Origin of the sequence: Levilactobacillus yiduensis (assembly GCF_024718525.1) — a bacterium.
GTDB classification, from domain to species: domain Bacteria; phylum Bacillota; class Bacilli; order Lactobacillales; family Lactobacillaceae; genus Levilactobacillus; species Levilactobacillus yiduensis.
In genome coordinates, this window is record NZ_JAMXAZ010000001.1 from 67,858 (window position 1) to 92,767 (window position 24,910).

General features: G+C 51.6%; 18 protein-coding genes. 5 read left to right on the forward strand and 13 right to left on the reverse strand.

Annotated elements, in window-relative coordinates:
* The first annotated feature begins 15 nt into the window (after positions 1-15).
* A complete protein-coding gene (locus NGM66_RS00355; RefSeq protein ID WP_208908860.1) occupies positions 16-519 on the forward strand; it encodes a MarR family transcriptional regulator in 504 nt (167 codons plus the stop codon).
* Between the two features lie 285 nt (positions 520-804).
* Positions 805-2,721: a M13 family metallopeptidase gene (locus NGM66_RS00360; RefSeq protein ID WP_209280013.1), complete on the forward strand. Its 1,917-nt coding sequence runs from the start codon at positions 805-807 to the stop codon at positions 2,719-2,721.
* Positions 2,722-3,233: 512 nt separating this feature from the next.
* Here the strand turns inward: NGM66_RS00360 and NGM66_RS00365 are convergent.
* The 11 genes from NGM66_RS00365 to NGM66_RS00415 form a co-directional block, all read right to left on the reverse strand.
* Entirely contained in the window at positions 3,234-3,830 is a 597-nt protein-coding gene (locus NGM66_RS00365; protein WP_208908855.1) for a cob(I)yrinic acid a,c-diamide adenosyltransferase, read from the reverse strand.
* A 102-nt stretch (positions 3,831-3,932) separates the two neighbouring features.
* The gene (gene nrdJ, locus NGM66_RS00370; protein ID WP_258115336.1) at positions 3,933-6,182 is read right to left on the reverse strand and encodes a ribonucleoside-triphosphate reductase, adenosylcobalamin-dependent; all 2,250 of its coding nucleotides are present in this window, start codon (positions 6,180-6,182) and stop codon (positions 3,933-3,935) included.
* A 1,022-nt stretch (positions 6,183-7,204) separates the two neighbouring features.
* Positions 7,205-7,822: a hypothetical protein gene (locus NGM66_RS00375; RefSeq protein ID WP_208908853.1), complete on the reverse strand. Its 618-nt coding sequence runs from the start codon at positions 7,820-7,822 to the stop codon at positions 7,205-7,207.
* Between the two features lie 397 nt (positions 7,823-8,219).
* A complete protein-coding gene (locus NGM66_RS00380) occupies positions 8,220-9,233 on the reverse strand; it encodes a LacI family DNA-binding transcriptional regulator (protein WP_209280001.1) in 1,014 nt (337 codons plus the stop codon).
* Between the two features lie 123 nt (positions 9,234-9,356).
* The gene (locus tag NGM66_RS00385) at positions 9,357-10,820 is read right to left on the reverse strand and encodes a UDP-glucose--hexose-1-phosphate uridylyltransferase (protein ID WP_208908851.1); all 1,464 of its coding nucleotides are present in this window, start codon (positions 10,818-10,820) and stop codon (positions 9,357-9,359) included.
* 2 nt (positions 10,821-10,822) lie between these two features.
* A complete protein-coding gene (galE, locus tag NGM66_RS00390; RefSeq protein WP_258115304.1) occupies positions 10,823-11,824 on the reverse strand; it encodes a UDP-glucose 4-epimerase GalE in 1,002 nt (333 codons plus the stop codon).
* A gap of 238 nt (positions 11,825-12,062) precedes the next feature.
* Positions 12,063-13,232, reverse strand: coding sequence for a galactokinase (locus NGM66_RS00395; RefSeq protein ID WP_208908847.1), 1,170 nt, complete (start codon positions 13,230-13,232; stop codon positions 12,063-12,065).
* Positions 13,233-13,404: 172 nt separating this feature from the next.
* Entirely contained in the window at positions 13,405-14,844 is a 1,440-nt protein-coding gene (locus NGM66_RS00400; protein ID WP_208908845.1) for a glycoside-pentoside-hexuronide (GPH):cation symporter, read from the reverse strand.
* A gap of 61 nt (positions 14,845-14,905) precedes the next feature.
* On the reverse strand, positions 14,906-15,148 hold the full coding sequence (locus NGM66_RS00405; RefSeq protein WP_208908844.1) for a hypothetical protein: 243 nt from the start codon (positions 15,146-15,148) through the stop codon (positions 14,906-14,908).
* Between the two features lie 347 nt (positions 15,149-15,495).
* Positions 15,496-17,229, reverse strand: a complete 1,734-nt coding sequence (locus tag NGM66_RS00410) for a phospho-sugar mutase (protein WP_208908841.1) — start codon at positions 17,227-17,229, stop codon at positions 15,496-15,498.
* A gap of 681 nt (positions 17,230-17,910) precedes the next feature.
* Positions 17,911-18,933, reverse strand: coding sequence for an aldose epimerase family protein (locus tag NGM66_RS00415; RefSeq protein ID WP_208908839.1), 1,023 nt, complete (start codon positions 18,931-18,933; stop codon positions 17,911-17,913).
* Between the two features lie 252 nt (positions 18,934-19,185).
* Here NGM66_RS00415 and NGM66_RS00420 point away from each other — a divergent pair, with 252 nt between their 5' ends.
* The 3 genes from NGM66_RS00420 to NGM66_RS00430 are packed head-to-tail and all read left to right on the forward strand — an operon-like array spanning position 19,186 to position 22,088.
* A complete protein-coding gene (locus NGM66_RS00420) occupies positions 19,186-20,307 on the forward strand; it encodes an acyl-CoA dehydrogenase family protein (protein WP_208908837.1) in 1,122 nt (373 codons plus the stop codon).
* A 10-nt stretch (positions 20,308-20,317) separates the two neighbouring features.
* Entirely contained in the window at positions 20,318-21,109 is a 792-nt protein-coding gene (locus NGM66_RS00425; RefSeq protein ID WP_258115311.1) for an electron transfer flavoprotein subunit beta/FixA family protein, read from the forward strand.
* 13 nt (positions 21,110-21,122) lie between these two features.
* On the forward strand, positions 21,123-22,088 hold the full coding sequence (locus tag NGM66_RS00430; RefSeq protein WP_208908832.1) for an electron transfer flavoprotein subunit alpha/FixB family protein: 966 nt from the start codon (positions 21,123-21,125) through the stop codon (positions 22,086-22,088).
* A gap of 341 nt (positions 22,089-22,429) precedes the next feature.
* On the opposite strand, the gene NGM66_RS00435 is transcribed toward NGM66_RS00430, so the two are convergent.
* Both NGM66_RS00435 and NGM66_RS00440 read right to left on the reverse strand, forming a co-directional pair.
* Complete coding sequence (locus NGM66_RS00435; protein WP_208908830.1) at positions 22,430-22,771, reverse strand: hypothetical protein; 342 nt, start codon at positions 22,769-22,771, stop codon at positions 22,430-22,432.
* 234 nt (positions 22,772-23,005) lie between these two features.
* Entirely contained in the window at positions 23,006-24,724 is a 1,719-nt protein-coding gene (locus NGM66_RS00440; RefSeq protein ID WP_208908828.1) for a phosphoenolpyruvate carboxykinase, read from the reverse strand.
* Between the last annotated feature and the right edge of the window lie 186 nt (positions 24,725-24,910).

Here is a 24,910-nt window from a genome sequence, read left to right on the forward strand (position 1 = left end):
TAGGGGGAGTTTTTTATGCAAAACGAAGAAAGGGTATTTGAGACGTTTCTTCGCCAGTACCGCGAAATCTTTCGTGTGCTGATTAATGCGGCCGAACAAATTACCAGCCAATATTCGGTTAGCTTCGAACAATATTTGTTGCTGAAACAGATTCACGAGCAACGCAACATTACGTTAAGTGAACTGGCTGATTCAACGCGGACGACCCGTTCCGCTGCTGCCCGTAAACTGCGGGCGCTGTTGCTCGACGGATTCGTGGAACAGGAAGCAAAGATGGACGACCGCCGAGTTAAGTATCTGCGGTTGACCACCAAGGGGGCCAACGTGGAACACGAAATCCGGCAAGCCTTTCTGCAAAGTGCCACGACTTGGGAAGAAATTCCTTCCAATTTAAGTGGCGCTGACATCAATGAATTCTTTACGCAGTATCAACGCAACGTTGCGATTTGGGACCGGACACGGCCGAAGTTCCGTCGTCCAGTACTGCGGGCCAAGAAGAAGACCGCGGGGAAAGATTAACTTGCTTGGCTGCAACGTAATCACTATCGGGGGCGGGACAATACCCGGCCCCCTTTGTGTTACCCTGGGTTAAACGACCTTGGATATTGGTTTAACCTCCCGCAGTCCATCCCAACCCCGCCAACTAACCTGACAACCACGCTGATATTCACCCTTTATTAAAATTACGTGATAAAACAGTTTTCTTTTGCCCTTGAAAGGGTTAACCTGTTGTTAACAAATAGTTTTTAAGGAGGATTCTGTATGCGACTTGACAATTATTCGTCCAACCAAACCCTGCCGACCATGGCGAGCGGCTTTCCGGTGGACACCGACCGGCTGACTGATGATCTCTACGAGGCCGTCAACGGCAAGTGGGCTGAACAAGCCACCATCCCGGGGGACCACTCCTCGACTGGGGGCTTCATGGATCTGGTCGACAACATCGAACACACCCTAATGCACGACTTCGACGACCTGTTAGCTGGCAAACTCACGCCGGCCAATGATGAAATGGCTGAGTTCAAGAAGCTCTACACGTTAGCCCTGAACTTTGACAAACGTGAAGCTGACGGCGTGGCACCCTTGAAGCCTTACCTGGACAAGATTGAAAACTTGACCGACCTGGCTGACTTGAGTGCGCACCTCACCGAATGGTACCTAACTGGGCTGCCAACGCCCGTCACGATTGGTGTGGAACCCGATATGAAGGACACCGACCACTACGCCCTGTATTTGGACGCACCGAGTCTGATTCTGCCTGACAAGACCTACTACGCCAAGGACAATCCGGCGGCCAAGCAGCTCTTGCCAATCTTCACGTCAACCGCCGAAAAGCTCTTACAACTCTGCGGCTACAGTGAAGACCGCGCCAAGACCATCGTGGCCCAAGCCAAGGCCTTCGATGCCCAAATCGCCCCTCACGTGAAGTCTGCCGAGGAATCCGCCGACTACGTGAAGATGTACAACCCATTCCCACTGGCCGACGTCGATGCCAAGACAAGTCAACTGGACCTGACCGGCGCCATCAAGGGCTTGATCAACGATACACCAGCTCAAGTTATCTTGCCACAACCAACCTACTTCGACGCGTTAGACGGCTTACTGACGCCTGACAACTTTGAAAACTTAAAGAGCTGGATGTTAGTTGACACGGTCTTTGACGGGACCGGTGCCCTGACCGAAGAATTCCGTCAAGTCGGTGGCACCTACCGCCGGGCACTGTCTGGCCAAAAGGAAGCCCGTTCGCAAAAGAAGGCCGCTTACTACCTGGCAACAGGCACCTTTGGCCAAGTCGTTGGCGACTACTACGGCCGTAAGTACTTTGGTGAAAAGGCCAAGGCTGATGTCCGTGACATGGTCCTGAAGATGACGGCCGTTTACCAGCGGCGATTAAAAACCAACGATTGGTTGAGCGCCGCTACCCGGGAAAAGGCCATCGTCAAGCTACAGAAGCTGACCATTAAGGTGGGCTACCCAGATGAAATCGACCCGCTCTACCAACAATTTAAGATCGACGAGCACGCCTCATTATTTGAAAACCTCCAGCAAATTTCTGAGATTGCTATCAAGCATCACTTCGGCCACTGGGGGCAACCGGTCGACCGGAAGCGCTGGGATATGAGCGCCAACACGGTCAACGCCTACTATTCTCCTGACAACAACGAAATCGTCTTCCCCGCTGCCATCCTGCAAAAGCCATTTTACAGTTTGGAGCAATCCAGCAGTGCTAACTACGGGGGCATCGGGGCCGTTATCGCCCACGAAATCTCCCACGCCTTTGACAACAACGGGTCACAGTTCGATGAGTTCGGGAACATCAATAACTGGTGGACCGACTCTGACCTGGCCCATTTCAAAGACCTGGCCAAGGCCATGATCGACGAGTTCGATGGCATCGACTTCGCCGGGCAGAAGGTCAACGGCAAGCTGACCGTTTCCGAAAACATCGCCGACGCCGGTGGCTTGAGCTGTGCTCTAGAGGCCGCCAAGTCAGCCAGCGAAATCGATCTGAAGGCTTTCTTCATCAACTGGGCCAACGTTTGGCGGATGAAGGCCACGACGGAATACATGCAACTGCTACTGTCGATCGACGTTCACGCTCCGGCCAAGTTACGGGCCAACGTGCAGGTCAAGAACCTCGACGACTTCTACACGACCTTTGATGTTAAGCCAACGGACAACATGTACTTGGCACCTGACAAGCGGGTCAAGATCTGGTAAATTCAACTTTGTCTAAAATTAAAGGGTAGCTACGAGAAATTCTCGCGGCTACCCTTTTTGGTTTAAATGTTTTTAGTGGCTGACGACTTAGGCGCGTGCTGGCCGCCTCCCGTCCGCCAAATATGAGCCGGAACGCTGTGGGCGGACGGGTCGAGCCAAAGTACGGTCTCGACACCTCGCCTTTGAGCCGAAAGACCACGTCTCAAAGACGCCAGTTTTCTAAGCGACATGAACCCGCTTAGAAAACTCCCACGGCTGAGCTCATATTTGGCGGACTCCCGGCTACGCTAGTGGTTATCAGTACAACTCGTTTTCTCCCACCTACTGAAAATTTCTGGTAGTGGGTGAACTATAGTCTAGTTTGACCTGATCCAGTGCCACTGCTTAGCGCCGATTCATTGGAATTAGCCAGCCGTCAGCGACAACTATGTCCATCAAGTTAGATGGCGTTTTTTCTAGATTACTGGATAGAACAACCTGAGAGTCAGGCGAACTTCGCTGGGCTTTCAACCTCAATCCTTAGCCTTTTCCGCCGCCTTCGCCGCACGCCGAGCTGCTCGGGCGGCCTTTTGCTCCGCCTTTTCCTTGTTGCTTGGCACTTCTTGATAGCCATCCAAATGGTTGACGTACCGTGCCATGGCAAACAGATAATCGGATAACCGGTTCAGGTAATTTAAGATGGCCGGCTCCAGTGGTTGTTCCAGATTCAAGGCAACCGCCGATCGTTCCGCACGCCGGGCGACTGTCCGGGCGTACTGCAGTTGAGACCCTGCCGTGGAGCCGCCTGGTAGGATGAATTCAGTCAATTCTGGTGTGTTGGCCATGAAATAGTCCACCCGTTCTTCCAAATGGGTCGTGTCATCCAAGGTTATCTCTTGGTGGCGCTTGACACTAATATCTGCTTCCAACATGTAGAGCTTTCGTTGAACCTCACTCAGCTCATCGACCAGGTCTGGGTGCGCACTCAGACTGGCCACGACCACCCCTAAGTACGACTGAAATTCGTCAATGTCACCGAGCGTCACGATTTGGGCATCGGTCTTCGAGACCATCTTACCGCTGACCTGCTTGGTCATACCTTGATCGCCAACTCGTGTATAAATTTTCATTTTCCTGGGCCACCTTCATTAAATGTTTTCGCTTACAATTCTGATAATACAAGAAGCATTGATCAGATACAATCAATGCTTCCCAAAAAATCAAATTAATTTTTACCGAATTGGGCAAGCCCCACCGGCACAGTCGGATTGGTCGACCAGTTCGATATCCTTTTGGTCGTGGTTCCCGGTCATGGCCGCAAACGTTTCGGCAACATCGGCCGTGATTTCTGCGCACTTAGCCGCGTAAGTGTCAGCGGTGATAGGTTCCTTCGGTGCTTGCTTGAAGTCGGCGCCGCTGTATGGCAACAGGGACGTGGACTTGATGGTGTTGCGGTATTGGAGCAACAGGTCGCTGATCTGGTCGCCCTCTTCTGGTTGGAAGGTGACGGTGCAGCTGACCGCGTTGTCAGACCAGTACGTCTGCAGGAAGGCCTGGGTGGCAAATTGTTCAGCAATCGACACTTCCCCAGCGGACGCAAAAGCAGCGTTGTCGGCGTGAGCGGCCTTCACTGGGAATTCCACGCACATCGTGTTTTGGCTGTAAACGTCGGGTTCGACCTTGTAGCCACTGGCTTCCAGGGCAGGCAGTAAGGGGTCGCTGTCCTGGAAACGAATCCGTTGAATCAGGTAACGGGCGTAGTGGAAGTGCATCCCCTCGGAGACCCCGGCTAACTTGGCCACAGTCCCGGATGGCTTCACGGTCGTGTGCTTGATCGATGGTTGGCAACCCAACGTGTGTGAGTAGTCCTTGTCGGCTTGCACAACGGCATCGTAGAGGGCACTGACCCGCTTCACAGCCGCCTGGTTGTAAATTGGTGCCATGAACGTCTTGCCCGTTTCCGCGTCATGCTTGGCTTCAAAGCCCGTGACCACGCGTTGCTTGAAGGTCTTTAAGATCCAGTCTTGAATCCCGGACATGGAGACCCCAATCCGCCGGTTCTTTTGAATAGCGTCGCGTGAAACTTCCCAGTCGTAATGACTAAACGTGACGCGCTTGGTGTACCGGGCGCCCAAACCAAAGGCGTCTTCGAGCTGCCAGCCCTGTTCTTCGGCCACGCTCGGGAAGATTTCAAACAGGTTGCAAGGTTCCCCGTTGCTTAAGGAAATTTCACCACACGGGTTGGTCCCTTCCACGGCCTCATCAATGCCTTCTTGACGGCCATCGATCAAGCGGCCGTAGTTGCGAGACAGACCCAGGTTGACAATACCTGGTTCACCGTTGTGTTGGATGGAATCCGCAATTGGTTGGTAATCAGTGAAGGCACTGTCCACGGCCACACTGTTATTAGATGCCCACCGGTGATGGTAGAGCTTGTCCTTGTCTTGTTTCATGGTAATAAAGTCATCGTCTTCGGCACCACCGAGCGCCAGTTCAGCGGAGCGCCGCACGTTACCGGCCACGACGGTCTTGCCGATCATGTTGCCCATGTCCGTGCAGTCAACGGCCGTCAACTTGCGGCCCACGGCACCGTTCAGGATGGTGTTGATATCAAAGAGCATTTCAACTAATGGCATTGGGCCGGAAGCCGTACCGCCAAACCCATGAATCGGTGCATCCTTGGGCCGAATATCACTGATGTCTAAGACGACCTTGGTCTTGCCATCGGGATTGGTGCTGTCAAAGTGGGCATCGATCATGTTGGCGTTGGCCAAGACCCAGCCTTCACGGGTATCCGGCAAGCGGTAGTAACGCGCATCGGCTAAGGAGTGGCCGTGCATCCATTCGGACCGGTCCACGGCGCCTAATTTAACAGACGCATCGTAAGACTCGCTTTCAGAATCAATGACCACCGTCAGATCCACGGCATTATCGACTTTTGGCATTTGTTGTACATTATCTGGCGTTACGGAGAACCCAACGCCGCCGCCCTTCATCAATTGGTCGAACATGAAGGAAAATGGCATCGAAGCAGCGACCTGTTGCGGCTTGAGGTAACTTGGGATGATGTGGCTGTCGCCGTAGGGTTGTGGTCGCACGGCGATGAACCAGCAGTTGTTCAAGGCATCGCCATTACGGTGTTGGTAGTCGGTCCCAGAGATCCACAGGTTCCGACCAGAAGGCGTTGCGGCCAGACCATAGATCAGCCGGAACAGCTTTTGGGCTTCCTGCGTCAGATCAGCAATCACTTGGGGGTCAACGTCCTTGGCCTGCAAGCGGGGGTCTAAGTTGATATTCCCCTCAACGACCCGTTGAACGGTCTCTGGCCATTCTTCATTACGTTGTTGATCCGGGAGCCAGCGCGCGTAGGTCCGCTTGTAGGTCACCCAACCGAGTTCACCCCAATGTGGTGTTACCTCATTTTCAATTTTGGCGATAAATTCAGGCGTCAGACGTACTGGCGCAGCGGTTTCTACGTTCATCATATCAATCTCTCCCGTTCTTTAAGCTTGTACCACATATGGTATCGCATTCGCCAATCAAATACAATATATGGAAAAAGTAAATTGTCCCTAGACATTTTCAAACGAGCCGCTACTAACAAATTTGGCTTAAAATGCAACTTTTTTTGTCCGCCCAATTAATTGTAATTGGACAATGACGCTGCTCCCTACAAGAACGCCCCGTCTGGCCCAGACAAACGACCGACACTCGGCGGTAGTAAACTACCCACAGTCCTGGCCAATCAAGTTGGTGAATCAGCTGCGAACAAAATAAAAAAATTTTCGTCTGGTCAGTCAGCAACCTAACTGCCCCAAATATTGACGTCCACCTACCATATCTAGGGGCAACCTCCTGTCGACGCCTAAATATGGTAGTGGGTGGCCCATTCACTGGCGCGTCACGGGGCCTGACAAGCTGTGAGTCGCCGGACAGTCCCCGGCGAGGATGCTGACTAGTAATGGTAGGAAAATGGCTGACGCAGCCGCTGAGAGCGTCTGTGGGCAGTAGCTAGCTGGAGAATATAATTTTATTTATATAATTAACACCATTGACTTTCTTAGTTGGATATGAGAAAGTAGCTTTACCCCCAAAATACGAAAAAGCCTGGACCAGTTGTCCAGACTCCTTGTCTATTCAATATTCAACTCATGGTGTTAAGATTAGTCGTTTTCAGTTTCTTAGTGAGAACTGGCCGCCTACCCGCCAAATATTGGCTAATAACAGTCGTTTTAGCCTCAGTTAGCAGCTGATTTGGCAGCAGTCTTTAGCGGATACAGTATTGCTAAAAATCAGCAATCCGCTTGGAGACAGTCTCTTTTTCATTTCACAATAATCAAAAAGATTTACAACCACCAACACGCTTACTTGAGAATCTTCACCAGATATACAATCCATCCAACAGATACTCCAATGAATAACGCGTTTAAATTGAAGAGCAGAAATATAGCTGACAAAAATGTCCAAGTTAAAATCGACAAGATAAGCTTTTTCTTGTTAACTGTCATTGTTGACCATACTTCACTAACTTTGATTTGCTGAATTCAAACCATGCGCCTTTATTAGATGGGATACTTCCAAGTGCACTTCCAATCACAGCACCTACTGCCGCAGATGTTCCAGCTGACAACGGTGAAATTGCAACTAAATAGGCCGCTACCCCGATATAGCCATATTTAATACCCTTAACAATTGCACTGTTGATGTAGATGCGGTAATGACCATGTTTCTCTTTAACATATTTAGTCGTTCCCTGACGCATCATATCTTGTCGCAATAAACCTTGAATATAAGACTGTGGCATCTTACTATAGCCAATTGGATCTAATACTTGTAGTCTTTGCAACAATTCAGCGTTAGTCATATCAACCTGTTCAACATTGGAATCAATAGGTGCCACTACACCACCAGAACTATCGTCAACAATCGTTGATGTAACTTCATTGGTATTAACGGTATCTGCACTTGCTACTACTTGTCCGCCTGCACATACTAAGGTACTAGAAATTGCCAATACACATGCCCCTGAAACTAAATATGGAAAAACATATTTTTTACAAAACATATAATCCATCCCCCTTTTTACAGCATTAATATTATAACTATAAATCAATTTTGTCAATTATTTATGGATGCCTCATTCATAGCAAGATACTAATATTATCGCGTATTGCTAATATTAGTATTTCCAAAATTACCGAACCAATTTATTTGATGAGGTAATCATAGACAATCAGTTATTAGGTGCTTACCAACTTTCTATTTATTAGCATGCTTATATAATTAATACCGTTGACTTTATTAGCTGGGTATGAGAAAGTAGCTTTACCCTAAAATACAAAAAGCCCGGACCTGTAGTCCAGACTCCCTGTCAATTCAAATTTAACTCGTCAATAACTACATAACTAAGAGTGAAGTTCACTAACTGTCAAGACTGCTTCTCGACCTGTCCACCCCAGCGTTCCCAAACGGTAGGCGGCCAGCCTTCAATATGACGCTGTAACCCACTCATCTCATAGTTATGACTCCCGTGTACTCTCGCGCAACATCAGCTCAGTCCCCACAGTAACCAACTGCGGCGTTGTCCGACCAGTCTGCAAGCGGTTTTCGACCAAGTCCACCGCCGTTGCGCCGAGTAATTCCGTGTTCACGTGAACACTGCTCAACTCGGGGAAGACGTATTTCGCTATCGTCGTATCATTGAAGCTAAAGAGACTCACGCGTTGTGGCACATCAACGTTATTTTCGTGGAGCGCCTTGAGTGCACCCGCGGCCATTGGATCATTGGTCACGAAGAAGGCACTTGGCAACTGGTCCCCTAGCCGGGCAATCGCCGTCTGCATCTCCTGGTAGCCCGAGTGATTGGTGTAATCACCGGCAAAGACCAAGTCAGAATTGAAAGCGTTGCGCGCCGTCATCTCCCGTTTGAAGGCCTTGTAACGTGGGTCCACGACTTCTAACTTACCGTCCGTGGTCCATTCGGAACCGTACAACAAGCCAATCTGGTCATGTCCTTGTTTGGCGTAGAAATCAATCACTTGTTCCACGGCGAACCGGAAGTCCGTGACCACGCTGTCATAGCCGTGGCACAGCTGATCTTGGTCCACAAAGACCAGGTTCGGCGTCAATTGGGCTAGCGCGCTGACCTGTTGATCACTGAATTTCCCAATGGCGACAATCGCATCGACATCCGGATCAATGGCCGCTAAGTCATTTTGGAACGTCCGGGTCGCCAGAATACGCCGTTCCTCACAACGCTTTTCCAGTCCCAACCGAATCGACATGTAGTACAAATCATCCAGCTCTTTGGTTTTCGAATACCACTGGACGATGGCAATCTTCAACTGCTTACTTGGTGTGGCCGTGCGGTGTTTCATCTTGGTATAGTTCAGTTCTTCTGCAACTTCAAAAATCTGTTTACGGGTCGACTCACTCACTGATAGCGTCCGGTCGTAGTTCAAGACCCGCGACACGGTGGCCAGTGAAACGCCCACGGACTTGGCAATATCCTTTAGCGTGGCTGCGATTGCCATCACCCCCTTCATTTCTTCATTTCATTTTACCATAAGACGTCACATGGGGTTGATGCCGCTCGGCACGGCTACTGCCACACCCAGCCACGACAACCCCATGGACAAGAATCAATTTAATTCACGTTAAATTTGGGCAATGAACTTGTCCAAAGCGGCTTGACCAGTTGCGTCACGCTTGAAGACACCGGCATCAGCCAGTACCCGAGCGAAGACGTTACCAATTTCTTGGTGCAAGACCTCAGTGACGTTCTCTGGCGTCAACTGGTGGTTTTGCTTGATCTCATCGGCCCAAGCCTTGTGCATGTCCGCAATTTGGTTCGGTTGGTCCAGCAAGTACTTGGTGACCTCGGCCATTTCAGCCTTCAGTCGGGCTGGCAAAATGGCACGGCCCATGACTTCGATCAATCCAATGTTTTCCTTCTTGATGTGTTGGACATCCTGATGCGGATGGAAAATGCCGTCAGGATACTGCTTGGACGTCTGGTTGTCTCTCAAGACTAGATCCAAGACGTAGTCATCACCATCACGGTAAGCGATTGGCGTAATCGTGTGGTGACGCGTATCACCCGTGTAGGCCCGCACATCAACGGATTCATCGGAATAGCCGATCCAGCTGTTTAACACCTTGGTAGCGGCATTGATCAGTGGCTCCGGTTGACTCCCGGTCAGCCGAATATCGGTCATTGGCCAAGCGACGACCCCAGCAGTGACGCCAGCCACACCCAAATCAATCTTGCGGTCGATAGGTGCCTTCATCATTGGGAAGTTGTGCTTGCCGCCTTGGTAGTGGTCATGGGTCAGCATAGACCCACCCACGATTGGCAGATCAGCGTTACTACCGACGAAGTACGTTGGCAGGGTCCGCACGATTTCCAATAGGTTGGTAAACGTATGCTGGTTGATGATCATTGGCCGGTGTTCCTTGGCCAAGAAGATGGCGTGTTCGGAGAAGTAAGCGTACGGCGAGTATTGGAAGCCCCAGGTCTCGCCACCCAGCGTCATCCGGATGATCCGGTGATTACTGCGGGCAGGATAACCCAAGCGCCCTTCGTACCCTTCGTTGGTCATGCATAATTGGTCCAACGGATAGCTGGTACTCTTGCTCTTCAAGGCAGCGGCAATCGCCTTGGGGTCCTTTTCTGGCTTGGACAGGTTGATGGTGATTTCAAGTTCGCCAGCAGGTGTCTGGGCAGGAAAGACCACGTTTTTGGCAATATTGCGCGTCTTAATGTAATTATTGGCCTGACTCAACTGGTAGAACCAGTCGGTCGCCTTGCTGGGACTTGATTGATACCGGTCCCAGAAGCCCCGGTTCACGGCGGATGGCAGTGGCGTCATGAAGTTCATCAAGTCGGCTTCCAAGATTTCCTTGGGACTTGGGGCGTCTTCAATCTTGCCATTGGCAATCGCCGTGTCGATCATGGCGTTGACTAGATCAATGGGTTCACCGGAAGCCGCCGCGCGGGCCACACCATCGCCAATCAAGGCAAAGATGCGGTTGGTGACGTACTGCCGGTCCAGCTCCGTGTATGGTGCTGGGGAGGCAACGACGTGATCAATGAAAGTTTGAATTGTGTCTTTAGCCATTTTTACTTCGTCTCCCGATCGTTGTAGCCTTGTGGATGCGTTTGCTTCCAGTTCCAGGCCGTGCGAATAATGTCTTCCACGTTGTTGAATTGTGGTTGCCAGTTCAAGACTTCACGGGCCTTGTCACTAGCGGCAATCAACGTGCTTGGATCACCAGCACGCCGTGGGGCCATCTTGGCAGGGATTTCCTTGCCCGTGACCTTACGAGCGGCTTCCAGCATTTCCTTGTTGGAGAACCCAGTTGAAGAACCAAGATTGAAGGCATCACTGTCGTGACCGGCCTTCAGGTATTCCAAGGCTAAAATGTGAGCATCGGCTAAGTCAACGACGTGCACGTAGTCACGAACGTTGGTTCCGTCTTTGGTTGGGTAATCATCACCGAAGATCGACAATTCCTTGCGTTCGCCAGCAGCGACTTGCAAGATAATTGGGACCAGGTGGGTTTCAGGATGGTGGTCTTCACCAATGCTCCCGTCTTCCTTCGCACCGGCAACGTTGAAGTAGCGTAACGCCACAAACTTGATGCCGTAAGCTTGGTCGGACCAGTGCATGATCTTTTCCATCATTAACTTGCTTTCACCATAAGGGTTGGTTGGAATCTGAGGATCCGTTTCCTTGATGGGAATCTGCTTGGGTTCACCGTAAGTCGCGGCCGTCGATGAGAAGACGATGCGCTTAACGTTGTGCTTGTTCATGACTTCCAGCAGAGAAACCATGCCGGCCGTATTGTTGTCGAAGTACTTCAATGGCTTTTCCATGGATTCTGGGACCACGGAGAAGGCAGCGAAGTGAATAACCCCTTCGATATCTTCTTTATCAAAGACGTCGTTCAAGAATTTTTGATCCCGGACGTCGCCTTCGTAGAAACGGGCCTTCTTGTTCACTGCGGCCCGGTGTCCTGTGACCAAGTTGTCGACAACGGCAACATCGTAACCCTTTTGTACCAAACGATCTACGGCGTGAGAACCGATATAACCGGCACCACCTAAGACTAAAACTGTCATTGATCAATTCCTCCTCAATTATGTAACATCACGAATCGCTTACGCACGACCCGCAATGTAAGTCTAAACTTATTGCTTATTTGTGTTAAGGTGTTTCGACCGGCCAATTGGCTGGCTGAAACGTGCCACTACCGGGCGGCCGGTTCCGTTTAACCCCACTAAGCCCGAAATCCAAAACCAGAATTTCTGACTTAGTGACGTTAATGCTCGCCGGCTAACCGCCCTTCGTACCACTCTTTTACTTCGTTAATTCCTTAGGGCCGTCCGCAATTTCTGCAACGTAGAATTCAGCCTTGTGGCCGATGGTATCTTCGTAGACCTTACCGACCTTTGCTTCAAAGTCCTCGACGTTTTCCTTCTTGACGATGGCAATCGCACAGCCACCGAAGCCGGCACCAGTCATCCGGGCACCTAAGACACCAGGTTGCTTCCAAGCGGTTTCAACTAACGTATCCAGTTCCTTACCCGTAACGGCAAAGTCATAGTTCAGGGAAATGTGAGAAGCGTTAACCAAGTGGCCAAAGGTTTCCAGGTCGTTGTCTTGTAATGCCTTGAAGGCCTTCAACGTCCGTTGGTTTTCGAAGACGGCGTGACGGGCCCGCTTGATCAAGGTTTCGTCGTTGATCAAGTAAGCGTTTTGATCGAATTGGTCTTCGTTCAAGTCACCCAAGGTCTTGATGTCCAACTTCGTTTGCAGACGACGTAAGGCTTCTTCACATTGGGCCCGACGTTCGTTGTACTTGGAGTCGGTCAATTCCCGGCGCTTCTTGGTGTTCATGATGACGACCACGTTGTCGCCCAATTCTAGGGGTGCGTATTCGTAATCCATGGTGTTAGTGTCGAGCAAGATGGCTTGATCCTTCTTACCCATGCCAATCGCAAATTGGTCCATGATCCCGGTGTTCAAACCGAAGTAATCATTTTCAACTTGTTGGCCAACCTTAACCATTTCAACTTCATCCAACTTCATCCCGTAAGCGGCGTGAAGAATTTCGCCCATCAACATTTCCATCGAAGCGGATGAGGATAAGCCGGATGCATCTGGCAGGTTCCCATGAACGAAGAGGTCAAAGCCATGGTCGATGGTTAAGTTCTGCTTAGCCAGCTCGAACAACATCCCCTTGAGGTAGTTGGCCCAGTTGTCAGCCTTGTCAAATTCCAAATTGTCCAATGAGAACGTCAACATCCCGGCGTCCGGCACGTTAGCCGAGTAAACACGGAATTGCTTGTCATCACGCGCTGAGTAAGCGGCGTAAGTTCCCATGCTGATGGCAGCTGGGAAGACGTGACCACCGTTGAAGTCGGTGTATTCACCGATCAGGTTGATCCGGCCGGGGGAGAAGAACACCCGTTGTGGTGCGACATCAAATTTTTCTTGGTATTCAGTTGCTAAGCTGGCGAAATCCATGGCGATTAACTCCTTAATAAATTTTTAGTAAAACTTTACTGTAATTATCATAGTCGTTTGACACGACATTGTCAACGATTTTGTGAAGCGCTTTCTTGTAGACCAGTTCTAGCATCCAAGCACCCCACCCTACACAAAAGCCCCAGGCATTTATCCTGAGGCCCAATTTTAATTAGTTAGCGGAATCAGCTTTTTCTTCGGCTTCTTCTTCAACCTTTTCAGTTTCCAACTTGCTTTCCAACTTCTTAACGATTTCCGCGTGCTTCTTTTCGGACAAGGTCACCTTGAATTGGTAGATCAAAGCGGCAACGACCAACAAGATCATTGGCATGTAGAAGATGAATGAGTGGAAAATAAACATACCGTGGCTGGTAATGTCACTAGGCTTAGCGTTACCAGTCATGCCCGCGTGAACGGCGGCGATAACGACGATCCCAGTGGAGAAGGCACCGGCTAATTTATCAATCAAAGGCCGAACTGACAGCGTCACGGATTCGTTCCGCGTGCCGTTCTTCCATTGCCCGTATTCCACACTGTCAGTGATGGTCATCAAGGCGGCCAAGAAGATCATTGGGTATGGGAAGAAGAAGATCGCATCAGCGATATACATCATGATGGCACTATCACCGGCGAAGTTAAACAGAATGTAGCCGACTAACATCATGCAGATACCGCCGACGTAAACCCCACGCCGCGTAATCTTAGCAACGATGATTGGGAACAGTGGTACAGAAATGATCCCGAGAATGGCGGTAACCACCCCGATAACACTGTAAGCCGCCGCGTTACCGATGACGTAACGGAAGTAGTAAATCAACAGCGAGTTCGTAACCACGTAGCTCAAGGCAAACAGTAAGTAAGATAGCCCTAACCACATCAATTGGTCATTTTCACCGATAACCTTGAAGACATCGCGGAACCGGGTCCGTTCAGTGTTTTCACGAATCAAGTTCTTGGTTTCTTTGGTACCAAAGAAGGTAGCCAAAGCCCCTAACAGAGAAACTAACCCGATAACGGTCGCAAACCCTAACCAACCGGCACGGGTCTGGGTACTGCCGTGCGTACCAGAGAATTGTTGTGAGAAGTAGATAACCAATGGGGTAACCACGATGATGACCCCTTGAGAACCTAAGGTAGAACCGAAACGACCAACTGTCCCAAACCGGTTACGAACCTTGGTATCAACACTCAAGGCAGGCAACATGGACCAGAACGAAATATCTTTGAATGAATAGAAGATATCCATGATGACGAAGACGATCCCGAATACCAGGAAGTAAAGCGAGGCGTTGGAGTCCGCTAAACCAAACAGACTAGAGAACATCAGAATCAAGCCGACGGAACTGACAATGGCCCCGGCCAGTAACCATGGCTTGAACTTCCCCATCTTGGTGTCGGTGTTATCGACCATCCCACCAATCATCGGGTCAAACGCGATTTCAATCAACCGAATGACAACAACCATCGTAGTAACGATCCCGGCCTCAGCCGCTGAACCTTTACCGACAAACAAGGCACTGGTAACAAAAATAGCAAAATAAGTATTAAGTGTTGCGTAGAAGGCATCGTGTCCGAATGCCCCTAAAGCATATGAGAGATATTGCTTAATCATTGTGTTCTTCCACACCTTTCAACGGGAATCTTAGCTAACAAGTAACGGCCACCAGTAAGGACTAGTGATACCGGCGTTCAATAATCTTAGAGAGAACGTCTTCCCGTTGTTGGGCCTTGGCCATATCAAACTGGGATTCTTCCAGCTTGTTGAAGTCTTGCGCCAGTAACGTGGCTTCCAAATAAAGGGTCAGTTGCCGTTTGATGTACAACTTGTTCTCCTCATCGGGATATTGCGCGTTACCACCCAAAACAGCCGCAGCGAACTCAGCGGGGTCTAACGTAATCTTGTCATTCTTAGCCATTTTGAAACACCTCTGATTTCTAAAATAGAATAATAAATTCGGTAAAATCGCACTTAACTTTAACTAAAATGTAAGCGCTTTACAGTCATTATTCTAAGGACCTATCCGGATAAATGCAACCTTTTTCATTGTGAAAAATATTCTAAATATCTCGTAGCAACGCAACTGTAAGCGATTGCAACCGGTTGCTTTTTCTTGATAAAAAATTTAGTAAAGGTTGCAATAAAATGCGAAGATTCAGCTTTTTGCCGTTATTGCGCGACCCCACCCGCATGAAAATCACTGAAAGACAACAAAAAAGCAGCCAACGACAAGGTCCACGTTGGCTGCAATCAAGCATTATGAATTTATTTGACGGAATCGACGTACTGCTTCAACGCTGTTTCGTAACTGGCTAACCGCTTTTGGGCTGCGGCGTCCGTTTGGTCACTGGTCCCGATGTAGAATTTGACCTTGGGTTCAGTCCCAGATGGCCGGATGCAGATCCAGGTGCCGTCACTTAGCCAGTACTTCAAGACGTTGGATTGTGGCAGATCAATCGTGCTGGTCGTGCCATCAGCCTCAGTCTTGGTGCTGGTCGAGAAATCTTCGACCGTTTCAATCTGGCTGTCAGCAAAGGACTTAGGCGCGTTCTCACGGAATTCGCTCATCAGGTGGGCCATTTGGTCAGCGCCATCGACACCAGGGAATTCCTCAAACGTGGTCTTTTCGGCAAAGTAGCCGTAGGTCGCGTAGAGTTCTTCGATGCCGTCGTACAGGGTCATCCCGCGTTGCTTGTAGTCCGCCGCCACTTCGGCCAACAGGACCGTTGACTGAATGGCATCCTTGTCACGGACGAATGGCTTGATCAGGTAGCCGTAGCTTTCCTCGAAGCCAAACAGGAAGGTGTGGTCGCCGGACGTTTCGTACTCGTGAATCTGTTCGGCGATAAACTTGAAGCCGGTCAAGACGTTCTTCATTTCTACGCCATAGGCCGCCGCAATCTTAGTCGCCAGTTCGGTCGACACGATGGACTTGACCACGCGACTGTTAGCCGGCAATTGGCCAGCTTGCTTGCGGGCCTTTAAAATGTAGGCCAGCAAGATCGAGGCAATCTGGTTCCCCGTCAATAGTTGGTACTCGCCATCAGGTTGACGCACGGCGGCACCCAGCCGGTCAGCGTCAGGGTCAGTGGCAACTAGCAGGTCAGCGCCCTCTTTCTTCCCCAAGGCAATCGCCATGTCAAAGGCCTGAGCGAACTCAGGGTTCGGGAACGGCACCGTTGGAAATTCCGGATCGGCGATGGCTTGTTCGGGCACCATGGTAAAGTTCTGGAAGCCAGCCCCCCGTAAGGCCCGTTCGCCGATGACTTTCCCGGTCCCGTGCAGTGGCGTGTAGATCAGCTTCATGGTCTTCCCCACGGACTTGACCAAGTCATGGTTGATGGTGACGCTCTCAACATTTTGCAAATAAGGTTGGTCGACGTTTTCACCAATGATCTGGAGCGTCTTGTCCGCACGTAAAGCCTGTTCGTCGGCCACGGCAATGGCGAAGACGTCCTTCGCTGACCGCACGAAATCCGTGATCATGTCAGAGGCCTTCGGTGGCATTTGCCCGCCATCGGGCCCGTAGATCTTGAACCCATTGTATTGCTTCGGGTTGTGGCTGGCCGTGATCATGATGCCCATGGCCGTGTGCAGGTGCCGCACGGCAAAGGACAATTCAGGCGTGGGCCGCATGTCGTCGAAGACAAAGCTCGGAATGTGGTGGGCACCCAAGACGTGAGCCGCCTCGTGGGCAAATTCCCGAGAGTGGTACCGCGAATCAAAACTGATGGCCACCCCTTGTTGCTTGGTCGCGTCATCCAAGGTGTCCAAATAGCGGGCCACCCCTTCGGTCGCTTGACGGACAGTGTAGACGTTCATTTGCCCGATTCCTGGGCCCACGACACCACGCATCCCCGCGGTCCCAAAGCTCATTGGCGCACTAAAGGCTGCCTTCTTGGCGCTATCGTCATTGGCGATGGCATCCAAGTCATGCTTAATGTAAGGAATCATCGTTGGTTGTTGTTGCCAAACTTGATAATTATCTTGCCAACTCATTGTTCAATCTCTCCTTGTTTTTTTAATGTTCATTGATAATAAATTGTGGAAACCAGTCGCCTGCGGCTGTCAGGGGTTCCGCCTGCTATGGGGGACACCTTCAGCCAAAGTGCGGGCTTCCGGTTCGCTTTGAAGCCTGACAAAGCCCGCCAGTCTCCAAAGCCGCCCCACGCTGTAGGCTGAGACAAAACCTCAGCCAACACCGTCGACACAGCTGGCTCCACCCCTGACCTCCTCCGGCTCAAGTTATCGTTTTCCCATTGAAGTAACCTGAGCCCAACGACCATCAAAGGCCAAAATGAGACCCAAGGCAGAGCAGCCACACCTAATCATAGCATGCTCCCAGCCAATGCCAACTCATAAGTAGCCACGAGGGCCAAATAGTTAAGCCACCACCATCCAGCCCTCACTACTCAGCAGATCAAGCCAGCATCACCCACGAAGCAGCGGACCACTATTGTAAATGACATACACTAGTCTGAGCTGCTGGTGGGTAGGTGCGGATGCCTGTGTCGTGTTTCTTAGGTCGGGTGATTTCCCCGGCCTTAGAAACAGGGACGTCTTGAAGACTCACGGGTTTAGTGAGGCTTCAAGCGCCTCGGAAGACCGCTTTTCGGCTTCCGGGGTTGCCCCACAGGGTGGAGCTACCTGGCCGCCGAAGCGGTAATTCGCGACTAGCCGTTATTTACGCACGTATTGGTAGCTGATGAAGTGGGTGACGGGTTGGTTGGCAGGTAAGATGACGTCGCCGAAGTCGGCATGGTGAATCGCATCCGGTAAGGTCTGTGCTTCCATCGCCAACGCATTGTAATCCCGTGCATCGGCCCGCTTAGCATCCGTTGGGTTGGCCGTGAAGACCACTAACCCATTGCGGTCAGAGAAGACTTGGACTTCGCGGTGACCGGCTTCATCGCCGACCGTGGCGATTGGCGTATCCTTGCTAGGTTCCACGACAAAGGCATCATCGTATTCGACCTGACCCGTTTGATGCAACTGGTCCAAGCCATCCTTGATGGTCCGTGGCTTACTGAAGTCGTAACCGGTGCCGGCCGTCTTGGCCATTTCACCAGTGGGGATCTTTTCGCTGTTCAAGACCAATCGCTTGTCACCAGACAGCTTCAGCCATTGATCATCCAGGCTGTGTTGGCCGTCGGTGACGTTAAAGTAGGTGTGAATCGTTGGGTTGAACAACGTAGCGGCATCACTCTTGGCGTCAAAGGTGATGTCCAAACGGTTTTCTTCCGTCAAGGTATACGTGATGGTCGTGTCCATGGTGCCAGGGTACTTGTCGTCGGCTTCCGTAGACGTATGGGTCAAGACCACGCTGGCCGTGTCGGCCGTTTGCTTCGTCGTGGCGTCCCAGTTGGCAAAGGTAAAGCCGTGTGGGCCACCGTGACTGGCGTTAGGCTTTTCATTTTGGTCGAGGTGAACGGTCTTGCCGTCGAGGTCAAATTGTGCACCGGCGATTCGGCCAGCGACACGGCCTAAGGCTTGGCATAAGTAATACGGGTTGTGATCGTAACCCTTTAAGTCAGGCAGGTTCACGATCAGTTGGTGCGTCTGGCCATCTTCAACTACGCTAAATTCTTGCAAGGTGGCGCCCCAAGTCAGGATGGCCACGCGGGTCCCCTGTTGGTTGGTCAGTAAGTATTTCGTGACTTCTTGCTGGTTCAAAGTCCCAGCGACACTCTTCGTAATTTCCATAAATGTTGCACCTCCATAATAGAATCCGCTTTCATTGTAACCTAACTGCGGCGTGAGCACCAACATTTTTACTAAATTTTTCTAGAACTTTTACCAATCGCCATGCCTGGCAAGAATCCATTTTATTCCCGCCAGGCATGACGGATATTCAACAATGATAAATTTTCACTGGACTTATCAATTGATTATTCGCTATACTGGCCTCAATCGTGCAAGACTACACAAAAAGTGCTCGCTAAGGAGGAAATATTTATGCCATCTACAACTGCTGCCGCCGAGAAACTGCTCTTACAAATGGTCGACAACTACACGGAACGGGAAATCAGTCCCTACGATATGTCTATGGACGCTGCACAAGACTTCCCAGAAGGGTTTATCACCAAGTTGACTGAAACCGGTTTCTTAGGCATCATGCTACCCCAAGAATTCGGTGGTGCCGGCTTTGGTCCTGAAGTCACCGCCACGGTGCTCAACCATATTGCGCGGGGCAATGCTAGTACGGCAGTGACCCTCGAAGGGCATTTTAAAACGATCGATCAGATTCTGAAATTCGGGACGCCGGCCTTGCAACAACAATTGTTGCCCAGCGCGACCGACCGGATCTTTGCCTTTTCCATGACCGAAGCTTCCGGTGGGTCCAACCCCATGGGAATCAGTTCCACCGCTACTCGTGAAGGAAATCACTGGGTCTTGAACGGCGATAAAATTATGATCACGAATGGTGGCTTGGCCCAGGTCTACTGTGTCCTGGTCAAGACTGCCCCCCAAGAATTATCCGTCTTCGTCGTGGACCAAGACATGCCTGGCTTTTCATTTGGCAAACGCGAAGACTTCATCGGTCTGCGCGGTACGCCCGTTGGTGAAATCGTGATGGATCACATCATTGTCGACGATGACCACCTACTCGGTAAGGTCGGCGATGGCGGTCTCATTGGCGACTCTGCCCATGACGACGCTCGGATCCTGATGGGTGCCGTTCTGACCGGTATCATGGAACACGAATTGAAGATTGCCACCGACTACGCCAAGGAACGTAAGGCCGGCAACACACCGTTGACCGACCTGCAAGTCACCCACCGCAAAGTGGCTGACATTGCCCTGCGTAAGGAAACGACCAAGCTGTTGTATCAACGGGCCGCTCAACTCAAGGCCGCTGGTCAACCGTACAGCGAAGAAGCCGCGATGGCCAAGGCCCACGGTTCTAGGGCCGCCGTTAGCGCCGGTGACGACGCACTCCAAATTCTCGCCGGTTATGGCTACAGCCGTGAATACCCGGTCGAACACCTGATCCGCGACGCGCGGGCCATGGAGATTGCTGAAGGGACCGTCGAAAAGATGCGTTCCGCCATTGCCACCGCTGAATTTAACAAATAGGAGGTTCCCCATGAAAATTGTGGTTTGTATCAAACAAGTCCCAGAAACCAACGACGTTACGATCGACCCGGTCACCCATAACTTGGACCGGCGCGGTCTGGCGGGCGTGATGAATCCCTTTGACAAGAACGCCATCGAACTGGCCTTGACCCTAAAGGACAGCCGTGACGACGTGCAAGTCGCCCTACTGACGATGGGTCCCGACGATTACGCGGAATCCCTACGTGAAGGCATGGCCATGGGGGCCGATGAAGGCTACCTCTTGTCTGACCGGGCCTTTGCCGGTGCCGATACTTTGGCCACCGGCTACGTGATTGCCCAAGCCTTGAAAAAAATTGACGATGCCGACTTGATTTTATTTGGTCGCCAAGCCGTCGATGCCGATACCGGTCAAGTGGGTCCCATCGTCGCCGAATTTCTCCAACAACCGCAAATCACCTACGCGGCGAGCCTGCGTCTCAGCGGTGCCAACGAAGTCACGGCTGAACGCTTGTTAGAAGACACCAAGCAAACGTTGGTCGCCCAACTCCCCGCTGTTGTCAGTGTCCGTAGCGAGCTCAACACCCCACGCTACCCCACGCCGCGCAACATTCAGTTGAGCTTTGATAAGCCCCTGACCATTTGGCACCATGACGACTTGGACCTCGACGATTCACGGTTGGGCCAAGCCGGCTCACCGACCATCGTCACCAAGGTCTACGCGCCAGAACCCGTCAAGCGGGAACTGACCCCACTGACCGGGACGCCAAGCGAGGCGGCCAGTCAACTGATCACGGCTCTGAAGAACCGGCAATTAATCTAAGGAGGAAGCTGCTATGTCAAAACCAGAATTATGGGTCATTGCGGAACGCCGCTTAGATCACGTGGAATCCACGACCCAACAATTGATTACTAAGGCCAAAGGATTAGCCGGCGACCATTTCAGCGTCGTCACGATTTTACTGGAAGCCACGACCGACCATTTGGAAGACGAACTCAGCGCTTACGGTCCGGATGAAATTCGGATTGCTCGCGATGACCGCTTCCCAACCGCCACAGATGCCGAACTCGCCGATGCCCTCAAGCAGTTGGTCGACCAATACCAGCCCAACTCGATTCTCTTCGGTGCCACCATCACCGGCCGCTCCATCGCCCCACGGCTCCAGGCCAAGCTCCAGACCGGTTTAACGGCCGATTGTCTGGACCTGCGTTTCGATGACGAGACCTTAGTCGCCACCAAGCCGTCTTACGGGGACAACATCATGTGTGAGATCATCTGCCCTGACCACCGGCCACAAATGGCCACGGTCCGGCCCAACACCTTTGTGGCGGCACCCGCTGCTGGTGCGGCGACCGTGACGGACAGCCCTGTGACCTTCCATCCGGTTAGCCGGCTTCACGTCACGGCGGCAACACCGGTAGTCAATACCGCCACCACGGTCGGCGATGCCAGTCGCGTTGTGGCCTTAGGTCGAGGCGCAGCTAGTGCCGCCACCGTTGACAGCGCTACAAAATTGGCGGAAAAGCTCGGCGGTCGTATCGGCGTTTCCCGACCACTGACTGACCAGGACCGCTTCACTCACGACGATCAAATCGGCCAAAGTGGAAACACCATCCATCCCGAACTGATCGTTAACTTCGGGATTAGCGGTGCCGTGCAGTACTTGGTTGGCATGCAAGATTCCCAGACCATCGTCGCGGTCAACGCCGACGAGAATGCGCCAATCTTTGACGTGGCGGATTATGGCTACGTCGGCGATGCCCAGGCATTCATGACGGCCTTGCTGGCACAGTTTAACTAAGCTTCAAATTCGTTGGCGAAACCAGACGCCTGCGTCAGCTAGGGGTTCCACCTGCTATGGGGACCACCTGCAGCCCCAGAAACGGGCTTACGGTTCGCTTCAAAGCCTCGCAAAAAACGCGAGTCTCTGAAGTCGTCCCGCCCAGTAACCTGGCAAAAAACGCCAGCTAACTGGGCCGACACAGCTGGTTCCACCCCTAGCTGACTCCGGCGAGACTTAGTGCCTATCATGATGGTCCGGTATCCAGCAGGTCATCAAGATTTCAAATTCTAATAACATTTAAAACGGTAGACGAACGAGCCCAGTGGCTTATTCGTCTACCGTTTTTTCGTGATCCTGGCTCATTGCTTCCCGGAATCAGGAACCAATAAATTCCCAATCACAAGCAATGGTGCGGCTAAAAATACCAGCGCCGCTTTTATGACATACCGAACAGTTCGCGAGCCTGACGCTTCGGTTCGCTGGTCTGATTGGGTTGCGACCTCGCGCTGCCACCGTTGCACCCTGTCAGCGGCCCACGGAAATGCCAAGTAGCTGCAGACCAAGTACCAAGAAACTTCATTCCAGGCAAATAGCCCGCGACTCAAGACAAGCCGTCCCGTCACCCACAAGGATACGGCTAACCAGGGTAACGCCCGCGCATCCCAGACCAGATAGCGCGTCAACCGATTCGTGTTTCGCAACGCCCTCACCTTCTTAGATACCTTCAGCATAGTCCCACTTGCTTGCATTACCAGCATTCTGAAATGGTCAGCGAGCGTTCGTTTAGTCAAAATAATAATAGTGGATTAGTGATTTAGGGGCATATTTGTTTAACACATCTTGGCCAACTTTAAATAGCCAACGCGTGCTGAATCGCGGCCGCTCTCATTCAACGAAAAAGAGCCCGGGAACAGCTCCCAGACTCATGGTAAACCTTACATTTTCAACAATACTTGCAACAATTCCCGCGCCGATTCATTCAGCTTGTCTTGGGACTTGTCATTGCCCAGATGGGTAAAGATTTCGCCCACGTAGACGTCGTCGTGGAACAGCTGGTCAAAGACCGCGTCGATCACGGGCTGGGTTGCGGCTTGTTCCTGAACGGGGCCGAATGGATTGGCGAAGAACGTTGTGCTCATCCCCACTTCATCCGTGGTGCCCAGGGCCTTACGTTTACCAGCCACGAAGGTCGCCTTAGCCGATGCTTGGTCCTCGAACCGATGAATGCCGATAGCGTCATCGTAGTTGTTCGCGTAGACCCACATGTCGATTTCGTGGTGCGCCACGATCCGCGGCCAGGTGTTGGCCGGGATGATGACCCGCGCGTTCTTTTGTTCAGGGTTCATGTACACCCCACGGTCCATGTTGTTGAAGGCCACTTCGCTGCTCAGGTCATCCAAACGGACAAAAGCCCCAGTCTCCGTGCCTTGCGCGTAGAGCTTGCCGTCAGCCAGCGTGAAACTCCCCATATCATCGAAAATCGTTTCGATGTTGACAATCTCTTCGTCGGCCACGTTTTGCAGCGCCTCGATGGATTCGGACTTGCCGGCCCCGGAATCGCCGAAGAAGACCACCGTCTTGGTTTTCCCGTTGGCAAAGGTGATCTTGACCATCGACCCGTGGATTGGCAGCTTCTTTTCGGCAATCATGTGGAGGTTGTGCAGCGTCAGACACATCTTCTTCATGTAGCCGAAGTAAGTCGTCTGGTCGTTGTACGGCACTTGACCGACGTAGATGCCATTGGCGGCGTCGTAGAAATAATGGCCGTTTTCCGGCTGGTCGTCACTGGCCACACCGGGAGTCCCAAATAACAGGACCAGGTCCGGCTTTTGCCCAACGATTTCCTTACTGTCGGCAAGCTGGAACAAGTTGGCCAGCGCAATCCCGGAGGCCAAATAATCCCGGTGGAAGTAAATGTACGCCAGGCTCTCGCCAATCTTAGCGGGGTAACAGAACCAATCATCCTCGGTCCCCTGGAAATTCTCCAGCGGGTTGACCTTCGTCGCGGTGAACAGGCCCTTACGCTTGTTGCTCTTGGTGTGCAGCATCATTGGTGGCCGTAGCATCAACCGATTGATGAAACGAATATTTTTGAGCTTTTCGTAGCCGGCGGGTTCTGGCCACTGAATCTGTTCTAGCAAGACACACGCACTGGACCCAGCGCTAATTTGCCGGTAAACGTGGTTGGCGTGTCCTTGTAGTTTTTCTTCAATCGTCCGGTACAGGCGAATGACCAAGTCATTGAATCGTTGGTCGATCGTCATAAATTCACTGCTGACCACGTCGTTTTGCCGGACCGTCATCGTGGCGACCCGCAGATACGTCCGGTAGTACGAGTACAGGTCTTCGATGCTGGCCAGAATCTCGGCCGCCGGGAAGTGACTGTAGGCGTCTGGGTGGTCGGTCAAGATGGCTTTGACTGTGTTCAAATACGTTTCCGGTGAGACCAGGTTAAATGTGGCGGCCGGATCTGCGTCAGCCGGCACCTTATCGCGTTGTTCATCCAAGAACAACCGGACGAAGCTGGCCAGCTCCTGACTGTTGACCAAATCAAAAATACTGGTAATGAAGCGGGCGTTATAGTTCAGCACCGCCACACTCCGGTCTGGGTTCGCGTAAAACGCGGCTAAATCAATCGGTTTTGGTGTTTGCATGCAAAAACCCCTTTCAAATTATGTAAACCTATCGGTGCTGGCAAAATATAATCGTTGGCTAAGTCATGCCTGCGGCTGCCAGGGATTCCACCTGCTATGGGGAACGCCTGCAGCCCAAGCACGGGCTTCCGGCTCGCTTGAAAGCCTCGCTAAAACCACGAGTCTCCCAAGTCGTCCCACACACTA